The sequence below is a fragment of the Herbaspirillum sp. B65 genome (assembly GCF_000333555.1).
Classification (GTDB): domain Bacteria; phylum Pseudomonadota; class Gammaproteobacteria; order Burkholderiales; family Burkholderiaceae_D; genus Herbaspirillum; species Herbaspirillum rubrisubalbicans.
The window spans coordinates 1-9,572 of sequence record NZ_BADI01000463.1 but is presented as its reverse complement, the minus strand read 5'-3'; the positions used below and the strand labels follow the sequence as shown (position 1 = coordinate 9,572).

The following is a 9,572-nucleotide window of genomic DNA, read 5'->3' as shown; positions in this document are numbered from 1 at the left end:
GTGTTCGGCGATTTGCCCATACGGGCAGCTAAGGCTTCAATCCCCCCCGGATAGGCGCGGGCGATTCGATAGAGCGCATCGTGCTGATTCATTTCAAGATGACGATGGGTCACGGTAAACATCTCCTTTTTTTACCGTCGCCACGGGTCAGGCCCGCTGTTAACCTGCGGGCCGTACTAATGACGCGGGGGAACAAAATGCAATCGAAGGAAGAAGCCCAGCACGATGAAGCGCAGAAGCTGTTTGAGAAATTACTGAAACGGTCGCGGCACTTTGCTGATGTGACGAACACACGCCGGGTGGCGTCTGGAGAGGTGATAGCCGCCTTAGTTGGCACCTTTGTAAGCCACGACAAGGACCTGGCACCGGTCATGGTGATGACGCTACAGAAACTGCAAATCCCGACTGGTCGGCCAAGCATTGACTCTGAACGTCAGATCCTGACGCGGCTGGCGCTCCAGGCCCTGGCCCCTGCACGCGCATAGCGTGATGGGGCTCGGTGAACACTGTTCGCGCATGAAGCGCCTCAATAGCGCGCAATGTGCTGGCCTTACAGTCAGCCTGCCCTTTCAAGATCCGGTGCACAGTCGGCTGAGAAACGCCAATCTCGCGAGCCAAAAGAGGTTCGCTCCAGCCGGTGGCAGAGCGGATTTCTTGCATCAGAGTGCCAATGTCTTTGTCCATACCCCATTCTATACGTGAATGGATAGATCATCAATACCCGAATGAATAGAGATTTGCTGCTTTGCTATACGCGCACGTATATTGCCCCAATGAGTAATATTGCCTCCCGTTTGGACGATGCAATGACTGCGGCTGGATTTGAGTCGCAGAGCGCCTTGTCGCGGGCATCAGGCGTACCCCAACCTACGATTAATAGAATTCTGAAAAACGTGGGGAAGGGCCAGCCCGAAGTAAGCACGATCCGCAAATTGGCCGCCGCTTGCAATGTCAGCTTCAACTGGCTCAATGAAGGCATTGGCGAAATGGGGCGCGCCCAAAAAGTGGAACTCCGCGACCCAGCGTCCATCATCAAGGATGCTGCAGCGCCCAAGCCAACCATTGTCGAGATTCCGCTGGTCAAGCTGAAGGTTTCAGCAGGCATCACAGGATTTCAGGCCGAACTAGACGAGACTGAGTTTGGTATGCCAGTCGCTGTAACTCAGCGATGGGTGGACGCGAATGGTTTGGTTATGGAGAAATTGATCGCCGTGAGGGTTCAAGGCGATAGCATGGAAGATACCCTTTCAGACGGCGACACCGTAATAATCAATACAGACTCTGTAGCCCCTAAAGACAACAAGATATTTGCTGCAAACTTTGGCGGCGAGGCTGTTGTAAAGCGCTTAGTTAGGGACTTTGGTCGATGGTTTCTTGTTTCCGACAACCCCGACCAGAAGCGCTACCACCGCGAAGAGTGCACCTTAGAGACCTGTCTCCTGATCGGGGAAGTCGTTCAGGCACAGCGCAATTTCCTCAAACGCTGATTTGATTTCACACACCTGATTTGCCCTGCCCCGACATAGGGGCAGCTTCCCTCTCGCCAGAAATTATTCATTTGCGTATTGATTTATCTATCCATTCGCGTATAGTTTCTCTCACCGACATCCATTCGTGAGAGAAAAATGGCAAATATTTCTGAAGGCAAATTCAATTTCCTCGCTCACCGAGGCGGTAACGAAGCTCACCACATCTTGGAGGAGCAGCGCTTTGATGCGAAGGCCAACGCACCTGCGGGCGCTATTGTTATCTATGGCCCACAAGGGTGCGGAAAGACCCGCCGAGCCAAGGAATTGCTAGCCTATCTCAAGAAGGACCGAATCATTGATGACTGGCGTCCTGGCCAGCGCATCCCCAGCAATGCCATCGCTCTCACGAATTTCCGCGTAAAGGGGGCGATCTCCTATGCCGAAATCAAAGCAAAGCTGACTGCACGGGGCCAAGCATGAAAGCCTCGATCACTCTCGAATTCGATGCACAAGGCCTCAGCGGTTACACAGATGAGTTTGTGGCCGCTCTGTGGCACGCCTCCCAAGCCCAAAGCAAGCCCTTCGGCGACAAGGAAGCCTGCGAAACCGTCGAAAAGATCGGTCGCGAAATCATTCGCCGCTTCCTCGCGAACACTAGCCCCGCGCTGTGGCATTTCCAAGGTCGCCACATCGACCTTGCCCGGGTGATCAAGGCCGAGGCATCTGCGCAGGAGCCCAACTGAATGGCAGCGATCAAAACTCCGGCGCATCAAAAGGCGGCAGCGTTCCTTGAGCTCGCCGTAACACTGCCTCGGCCTCCAGTGCCTGAAGCGCGCGTTCAGCGATTTTTCCACTCAATTGTGGAGCTCCTGGAGTCGAAATCGCCTTTATTGATTTCTCCAAATCGAAGCGCAAGTCGTCCAGATCAATCTGCCGCGACAGCGCAACAGCCAGTGCGCCGACAACGTCCCCGATAGCAATAGACATCTCGGCAAAACACTGCTGCACGAACTTTTCATCCATTTTTCGCCCCTCTCATTGAACAGGTGATTCTCCCATGAAAGCCTTTCTTTTGATCGTCACGCCTTGGGCTGGCGACACTATCAGAATACATACCATCGCCGATAGCACCGCTGGCGCTATCGAGCAGCACATTCTGGACTTCTGGCCCTATAAGAAAATCGAAGCGAGGCCAGCATGATGAAGTATCTGCAGATCATTTTGGCCGCCGCGCGACAGCTCTTGATCGGCGCGCTCGCAACGGCGGCATTACTCGGCGCCTATGCGATTGCTGGGCCAGAAAGCGAATCGACGGACCTCGCCGAGGAGGCTGTGCCGATTCTGCTTAAGCCCCCGATTCAGGAGCAGCTCGACGCCCTCTGCGCCGCCGCTTGGCCTGATGATGAAATGCACGCCGAAGCGAGGCGGCGCGCCTGCGCAAAGGATTAGCACCATGCCAGGCGAGTTCGACCAACCGGACGATCAACTCCGCCGCGCGCACCGAGAGTGCCGCCTATCCCAATCATTTGAGCAAGCCATGCAGACGCCGCACTTTGCGGCCCTGATCAGACTAGTCGCGCGCAAAAACTGCCGCGAAGACGCGCGCATGAAGCACCTGCGCGCCAACGATAGAAAACTGGCCCAAGCCAATGACCATGACTGACTACTTTTTCGATCTTCCAACATCAGCATCCAGCCTGAGCGTTTACAGCGACATCGAGCGCTACGACCCGACCGCGCCGCGTGACTTTCGTCCTTTCTCCATCGGCGAATTCGTGATCCGGCGTCTCCCGCTGCGCGGCGCACTGTACACCGATTATTACATCCTCCATGAAGGCGCAGTGATCGGTCACCAGATCAGCTTCCCCAGCGAGGAAGATTGCCGTATGTACCAGCGCCGTCAAGCAAACCTACGCGCCAGTATTGCCCAGCAGGCTCCAGCAGTGGAAGCACCACTTTTCGGAGATGTGGTGCTACAGGGGCGCATCGCCGCCCTTCTCGGCGCCGGCGGCGAAATGGATACCACATCCGTCGCATATGCCCTCCGTATGCAGGTTTCGACGATTTCCCCTGTGCTCGAAAAAATGGCGAACGAGCACCGCATCTACCGTCGCGGCACGCGCCACCGTTACACCTACCGCGCCGCCTGACCCTGGCGCATTCCCATCGAAAGGACAGCTATGTTCAAAGCACTGCAGGAGCTTGCCAGTAAGTCGACGCTCCTCATTTCCATCGCACCAGAGGGCGACCTCATGCGTGTCAACATTACCCCGGTTAGCAAAGCCCCGGATACCGCACCAGCACTGAGACCGCTGTCGCTCTTGGCCAGCGCAGACGAACTGGACCGCGACTTCGTCCAGGCCATGCAGATGTGGAGCACTCCCCGCCGCTCCCTGCTAGATCAAGTCGCCGCAGCCGCCGAGCAAGAGGACGCTGAAGACAGAGCAGCGATGACGTCCGGTGGAAAAGCTGGCAGCAAGGAAGGTAAGCAAGGGAAAGGCAGCCTCAAGGGTGGCAAACAGCAGAACAAAAATACCGAGCCGTCTCCTGCAGCCAAGTCGGCTGATGCCGCACCGAACGCTGAAGGCACGCCGAAGCATGAAGATCCTGGATCGCAGACGCCAGCCATCGCGCCGAACGCGTCGCCCCAAGCCGCGCCATCTCCCGATAAGGCCGACGAAATACCCAAAGCCATCGAGAGCGGCAACCAAACGGGCACTAGCGAGACCATTCCGGCAACTGCACTCGACAAGGACTGGCAGACCACGCCGGCAAGCAATCAACCACCTCCAGTGTCCGACAGCGAGGCTGGCAAAGCCGCTTCTACCCCAACTCCCGCTGCGCAGTCCAGCGGGGCTTTCTCCGACATCGAATTCTGAAAGCCATCATCATGCAATCCGAAGAACTGATCCGTGAATTCAAGTACGGCAGCGTTAAGCTGGCAGATCCCAGCTCCTCCTTTTCGCTCACCCAGGTGCGCGAGTTCTACGCGAACCACTATCCCGAGCTGCTCAATGCAGACATCGAAGGGCCGGAAATGGCGGGCAACCGCCAGATCTACACCTTCCGGCGCGCAGTCGGCACAAAGGGACTCGACAAGCGTGAAGCCTTGCGTATCCTGGAGGAAAAGGGAACGCTGATCGGGACTGCACCTAATTCCACGCGCAACTCTGCTCGGCCGAACACCCCTATCGCGCTAGCGCTGCAGGAGGTGCTTCGCGCCCCGCTGCGCGGCGATACATTCGCACCCAACAGCTACGACATGTCGGTGCTTCCATGAAACTGGACGCTCGAACCACTCCCTGGGTTTTGCCACAGCTCAGTTCGTCTATTCCGACCGCCATCTGGCCGGCTGGAGCGAGTGAGCGACCAATTGCGCGCGATCTCGCTATCTGCTTACTACAGACTGAGCTGATCGATGAGGCAGACCTTCAGACTGCACGAGATGAGACCGAACTCTGCAAGCTGGCCCTCTCCCGCTGGTGGAATGAACATGCGCACGGCCTTAGTCTCTTCCGGCTGCAGCCATCCATTCAGACAACTCGGAACATTGGACATTACGGCAGCATCGCCGACGCCGCTTTCTGCCTGGACATAGAAGATCGATTCCCCCTGCTTACGATAGAGCGCGCGATCAGCCACCTGGAGGAGGAGCGCCAAGGTCTTGGCCAAACAGTTTTGGCCCTCCTCTACGACGCTTTGACCTACCTGCCGTATACGCTCAGCCCCAACACTGTCTTCGGCCTGGCCCAGTATTACTACTGGGGAGGCGAGGAAGACGAAATCGCTTATGTAGAGAACACGGACGCGATGGCAGATAGTGGGGCATCGACCGTCGAGCAGTTCTTCTCGGAAAACGAGGTATTTAGAAAGGCCGACTTCTTTCGGAACGTCCCTGAGTGGCTGGTGACTCCACAGCGTGTCTGCACTCGCAAACAGGCCCTACGGACCGCTGAAACTTCACTGACCCGAGACGTCATTGCTTCGTGCGACGAAGTAGTTGCGTGGGGCCAGCGCCAGGAATTCGTCCAGCGTGCGGATATCACCGCGTGTCGCATTGATGCCTGCGTTGATCCCATCAGCGCAACGATGGCATTGGCGTGGAGCGACGACGACGCTACTACTCGAATCATCGACGATGCCTTTAGCCTGTTTATGCAAGGCGAGTCCACCGAAATGGTGACTGTCAGCGAACTACAGCTTGATGTCCGCTCTGTAAAAAAACGGTTGGGGGCCATGGAAGAAATGCTCGGACTTGCGCGTCGAGTCGAAGAACTGATTCTCCTGATAGGAGCGCGCGCATGAGCAGAGTTCAACTACGGAGTCGATCGACCAACTTCGGCATTGTTGAGGCCGAAGCATCAAAAGAAATGGATTTGATCGGAGCTCTCCTACTTTACTCATCCAGTGATGGCCGCTCGTTATACGCCAGCAATCACCAGGTGATCTATGCAGAGGATGCACCAGATGTTCCCCTGCTCGGGCCAGGAAGTGCTCCCAGCAAAAAGGTTCTCGCACAGCTTGGAGAGAAGATCTCCGCGGTCGCCGCGTTTGCTGGCTTCATCCCGGAAAACTTACTGTACATGGCACCCCAATTGATTGCTTGGTGGTGCCCTCCCCAGTCGCGTCACCTTTGGTTCAAGACTCAAGACGGTGTTATCGGCGAGGCGAGCGCCTCCATCATGCAGCCAGGCGTGATCTTTCTGGTGAGCTCGGGCCGCCTGCATGTGTTTTCGACAGCTAGTGTGGAACGCCCACTGCCGGGAACCTCGCTTTACAAAGCCCCCTACTTCAACGTCTGGGAGAACGGCGAAGTCTGCACCGGGAATGTGGCCATGCCCAAGTCAATGGACGCAGAGGCAATGAAGGACTACGAGCGCGCATTCTATGGCAGTCGGTTCACCCATCCAAACGATTCCAACTTAGTCCGTTGCCAGGGTGGCGCCATCCCGATGTGGAAGCACCTGCTGGATAACCCTAACGCTGCATGGGAGTGGACCAAATGGCTAGTGCCATGCAAATCCACTCTTGCGCAAAAAATTAAGGAACTGACCAAATGAACGCTATTGCTTTCGACAAACTGCAGAACACCATCACCACTGCCATCAAGGAGATCGCAACACTGCGAGAAGCGACGGACTTCCTGCACTCGCTCTACCCCATCGCCGCAGCCGGCGACGACCCGGCTGCGCCGCTCGATCAGGCCAGCTTCCGGGCTGCACCTGTGGCGGTTGTTCCACAACACGGCCTGTTCTTGCCTATTGAGGAAAACAAGCACCGCTTTCTGCTTGCGCGCGATGGTCTCTATCTGGAGGTGCGTCGCCCTTGGCTCCACTCTATCGTCCGCCTGAGCGAGCAGCGCACCGTGGCCATGCCGTTTGGCGAGATTTCCCCTCGTAACCAATTAGCCTTCGGCCGACTCAGTTGCGCCATTGATCTCATGCGTGCCTTCTCCAGGCAAGCCATCAGCAATCTGCCCAACGAAGATATCTGCCACATTGCATGGGATAGCGAGGCCGGCCAATTGGTGCCTGTTCAGTTGCAGATCGAGGACGCCACTCCAGGCTCGATTCGCTATCGCACGGACATCCTCCCGGCCCACCAGTCACTGGCCATCGATATCCATAGCCACGGCGCACTCCCGGCCTTCTTCAGCGATCAGGACAATCTGGATGATGCCGGCAGTGTTAAATTTGCCGGGGTCATTGGCAATCTGGATACAGACAGCCCTACCGTTTCCTTCCGCCTGTGCATGTTGGGGCTTTACGCGCCCATCACAGTACCAGCGGACAAACTGTTCGGAGGGTAAGATGCCGCATTACACCCATCCCCATCTGCTGGAGCAGGTAGTAGAGATTGATCTTATCGGCTGCGGCGGAAACGGCTCGCAGATGCTCACGGGCCTGGCCAGGCTGGACCATGCACTGCAGGCGCTCGGGCACCCTGGCTTGATGGTCCGCAGCTGGGACCCTGATACGGTGAGTGAAGCCAACCTGGCACGCCAGCTCTTCATGCGCGCCGACGTTGGCCAATCCAAAGCCATCGTGCTGACGCATCGCATTAATGCGTTTTTCGGATTGAACTGGAAGGCATACCCAGCGCGCTATTCTGGGCAAGGGAATGCCGCCATGGTGATCGTGTGCGTCGATAGCATAGCGGCGCGGCACGAGATCGATCAGCAGATTAATAGTTGGAGTCGGGAGCCTCACTATGTGATAGACCTCGGCAACCGGGCAGCCGATGGCCAGGTCATCCTTGGCCAGCCGAGAACACATATCACCGCTGGTGAGCGCCATCCAGCAGGACACGTGCGCTTGCCCTATCCCTATGACTTGCTTCCCGAGCTGGTGAACGTCGCAATTCCTGAAGACGACACCCCAAGCTGCGGCCTGGCCGAGGCACTTGAAAAGCAAGAGCTGTTCATCAATCAATCCATTGTCACGCCGGCACTCCAGCTTCTTTGGGAAATGTTCCGTCATGGCCAGCTCAACTGGCACGGGGCATTCGTGAACCTGAAGAGCGGCCGCATGGCACCCATAGCGGTGAAGGAGTTCCAGGAGATATCCCCATGAGAAAAAGCGGAGAAGGACGACGCCCGAACTCCCCTTTCGTGGCTACTGATATTCTTCAGAACACATCAAACATGCGGCCCTTGATCCGCTTGCTTGCATCCCAGGCCGTGAAAAGCTGGCTGGCCGGCAACCCACCCAATACAGCGACGTCAACAACAAACGATGGTAATGAAGGCAACGATCTACGCTCGGTATAGCAGCGACAAACAGAGCGAGACCTCACTCGATGATCAACTACGGGTCTGCCGGGCGCGTGCAAACCGTGAGGGAGCTACAGTCGAATTTGAGCGCTGCGATGCGGCTATCTCCGGCTCGACCGCCGTTGGAAGCCGGCCTGCAGGTAACGCGATGCTGGCCGATGCCATCGCCGGCCGCTTCGATCTGCTGCTAGTGGAAGGTCTCGACCGGCTTGCACGTGACCAGGTCGAGCAAGAGCAAATCGTCCGGCGGCTGGAGCACCGTGGTATCCGCATCATCGGCGTTTCGGATGGATACGACTCGCGCCACAGCGGCCGCAAAATAATGCGCGGCGTGCGAGGTCTGATTAACGACCTGTACCTGGACGACCTGCGCAGCAAAACGCATCGAGGCCAAGCTGGCCAGGTGGAGCGGGGATATATCGCTGGCGGAAAGTCCTATGGATATGACATCGTAAAGGCGGATGGCGGCAGCACGTACCGAGTCAATGAAAACCAGGCACGCTGGGTAGTTTGGATTTTCGAGCAATATGCGGCCGGAAACAGCGTCCAGCGGATCGCCCATGAACTGAATAACCAAGGCGTACCGTCGCCGCGCGACAGCACATGGGCCGTGTCCGCAATCTACGGCAGCCCAGTGAAGGGCTCGGGCATCTTGAATAACTCGATGTATGTGGGACAGTACGTCTGGAACAGATCTCAATGGATCAAAGACCCGGATACCGGCCGGCGCCAACGAACAGAGCGACCGAGGGAGGAATGGCAGACGGCCAGCCTGCCAGGGCTGCGCATCATTGATGACGAACTCTGGCGCCGCGTGCGCGAACGCATCGACGCCGGGCGGGACGAGCATGGGCGCAAGCGCCAGGTCCGGCCCGCGACGACTCTCTTTGGGGGAATGATGCTTTGCCCGCACTGCGGCGGCGCCGTGGTGGCGATCAATGCGGACCGCTACGGCTGCGCGGCCGCGAAGGACAGGGGCCCGGCTGTGTGCAAAGGCTTCTCGATCCCTAGAGACCTGGTCGAGAAGCGTCTGATTTCGATCATCCGCGCAGAGCTGCTGTCGCCAGTGGCTGCCGCCGAGTTCGAAAAGGCTTTTGAAGAGTTGCTTATAGAAAATACGGGCTCGACCGAGGATGTAGCCCAAGCCACCAAACGCATCACTCAGTTAACCGCCGAGATCGGGCGGGTGATTGACGCCATCACGATGGTTGGTGCATCGGAAGCGCTGGCCGCCAAGTTGAAGGCTTTGGAGAATGACCGTAGCGCGCTGCAGCGCAGACTTGCCCTGAAAGCAGCAAGCGAGGCAGCACGCACGCCCAACGGACCAGCTC

The 9,572-nt window shown here is 57.3% G+C and carries 17 protein-coding genes; 15 read left to right on the top strand and 2 right to left on the bottom strand.

Translation table 11 applies throughout. From position 1 onward, the window contains the following. Positions 1 to 197: 197 nt before the first annotated feature. Positions 198 to 485 carry a hypothetical protein gene (locus I5W_RS29065; RefSeq protein WP_148289087.1) on the top strand — a complete coding sequence of 96 codons (288 nt, stop codon included), beginning with the start codon at positions 198 to 200 and terminating at the stop codon, positions 483 to 485. Here the strand turns inward: I5W_RS29065 and I5W_RS34215 are convergent. Next, positions 370 to 660 carry a helix-turn-helix domain-containing protein gene (locus I5W_RS34215; RefSeq protein WP_374702132.1) on the bottom strand — a complete coding sequence of 97 codons (291 nt, stop codon included), beginning with the start codon at positions 658 to 660 and terminating at the stop codon, positions 370 to 372. The genes I5W_RS29065 and I5W_RS34215 overlap by 116 nt on opposite strands. Positions 661 to 725: 65 nt before the next feature. Here I5W_RS34215 and I5W_RS29060 point away from each other — a divergent pair, with 65 nt between their 5' ends. From I5W_RS29060 to I5W_RS11145, 3 genes are all read left to right on the top strand, one after another. Beyond that, a complete protein-coding gene (locus I5W_RS29060) occupies positions 726 to 1,487 on the top strand; it encodes a LexA family transcriptional regulator (protein WP_050010655.1) in 762 nt (253 codons plus the stop codon). A gap of 138 nt (positions 1,488 to 1,625) precedes the next feature. Further along, on the top strand, positions 1,626 to 1,949 hold the full coding sequence (locus I5W_RS11150) for a hypothetical protein (protein WP_044529268.1): 324 nt from the start codon (positions 1,626 to 1,628) through the stop codon (positions 1,947 to 1,949). Further along, on the top strand, positions 1,946 to 2,212 hold the full coding sequence (locus I5W_RS11145; RefSeq protein WP_044529267.1) for a hypothetical protein: 267 nt from the start codon (positions 1,946 to 1,948) through the stop codon (positions 2,210 to 2,212). The genes I5W_RS11150 and I5W_RS11145 overlap by 4 nt, the downstream gene beginning before the upstream one ends. 10 nt (positions 2,213 to 2,222) lie before the next feature. Here I5W_RS11145 and I5W_RS11140 read toward each other — a convergent pair whose 3' ends face one another. Next, the gene (locus I5W_RS11140) at positions 2,223 to 2,492 is read right to left on the bottom strand and encodes a hypothetical protein (RefSeq protein ID WP_044529266.1); all 270 of its coding nucleotides are present in this window, start codon (positions 2,490 to 2,492) and stop codon (positions 2,223 to 2,225) included. Between the two features lie 34 nt (positions 2,493 to 2,526). Between I5W_RS11140 and I5W_RS32025 the strand changes: the two genes are divergently transcribed. The 11 genes from I5W_RS32025 to I5W_RS11095 form a co-directional block, all read left to right on the top strand. Further along, positions 2,527 to 2,670 carry a hypothetical protein gene (locus I5W_RS32025; protein WP_159106118.1) on the top strand — a complete coding sequence of 48 codons (144 nt, stop codon included), beginning with the start codon at positions 2,527 to 2,529 and terminating at the stop codon, positions 2,668 to 2,670. After that, complete coding sequence (locus tag I5W_RS11135; RefSeq protein WP_044529265.1) at positions 2,667 to 2,918, top strand: hypothetical protein; 252 nt, start codon at positions 2,667 to 2,669, stop codon at positions 2,916 to 2,918. Before I5W_RS32025 ends, I5W_RS11135 begins: the two co-directional genes overlap by 4 nt. An 88-nt stretch (positions 2,919 to 3,006) precedes the next feature. Next, on the top strand, positions 3,007 to 3,132 hold the full coding sequence (locus tag I5W_RS33845) for a hypothetical protein (RefSeq protein ID WP_256380772.1): 126 nt from the start codon (positions 3,007 to 3,009) through the stop codon (positions 3,130 to 3,132). Further along, positions 3,125 to 3,619 carry a hypothetical protein gene (locus I5W_RS11130; protein ID WP_044529264.1) on the top strand — a complete coding sequence of 165 codons (495 nt, stop codon included), beginning with the start codon at positions 3,125 to 3,127 and terminating at the stop codon, positions 3,617 to 3,619. The genes I5W_RS33845 and I5W_RS11130 overlap by 8 nt, the downstream gene beginning before the upstream one ends. Positions 3,620 to 3,649: 30 nt before the next feature. Next, on the top strand, positions 3,650 to 4,348 hold the full coding sequence (locus I5W_RS11125) for a PRTRC system protein E (protein ID WP_044529263.1): 699 nt from the start codon (positions 3,650 to 3,652) through the stop codon (positions 4,346 to 4,348). 11 nt (positions 4,349 to 4,359) lie between these two features. After that, a complete protein-coding gene (locus tag I5W_RS29720) occupies positions 4,360 to 4,749 on the top strand; it encodes a PRTRC system protein C (protein WP_083893516.1) in 390 nt (129 codons plus the stop codon). Next, the gene (locus tag I5W_RS11115) at positions 4,746 to 5,774 is read left to right on the top strand and encodes a PRTRC system protein F (protein WP_083893515.1); all 1,029 of its coding nucleotides are present in this window, start codon (positions 4,746 to 4,748) and stop codon (positions 5,772 to 5,774) included. The genes I5W_RS29720 and I5W_RS11115 overlap by 4 nt, the downstream gene beginning before the upstream one ends. Continuing rightward, on the top strand, positions 5,771 to 6,529 hold the full coding sequence (locus tag I5W_RS11110) for a PRTRC system protein B (protein ID WP_044529261.1): 759 nt from the start codon (positions 5,771 to 5,773) through the stop codon (positions 6,527 to 6,529). The genes I5W_RS11115 and I5W_RS11110 overlap by 4 nt, the downstream gene beginning before the upstream one ends. Then, positions 6,526 to 7,278 carry a PRTRC system protein A gene (locus I5W_RS11105; protein ID WP_044529260.1) on the top strand — a complete coding sequence of 251 codons (753 nt, stop codon included), beginning with the start codon at positions 6,526 to 6,528 and terminating at the stop codon, positions 7,276 to 7,278. Before I5W_RS11110 ends, I5W_RS11105 begins: the two co-directional genes overlap by 4 nt. Position 7,279: 1 nt before the next feature. Further along, entirely contained in the window at positions 7,280 to 8,041 is a 762-nt protein-coding gene (locus tag I5W_RS11100) for a PRTRC system ThiF family protein (protein WP_044529259.1), read from the top strand. 162 nt (positions 8,042 to 8,203) lie between these two features. Continuing rightward, positions 8,204 to 9,572, top strand: a 1,369-nt coding sequence (locus I5W_RS11095; RefSeq protein ID WP_050010654.1) for a recombinase family protein, incomplete at its 3' end; no start/stop codon positions are given.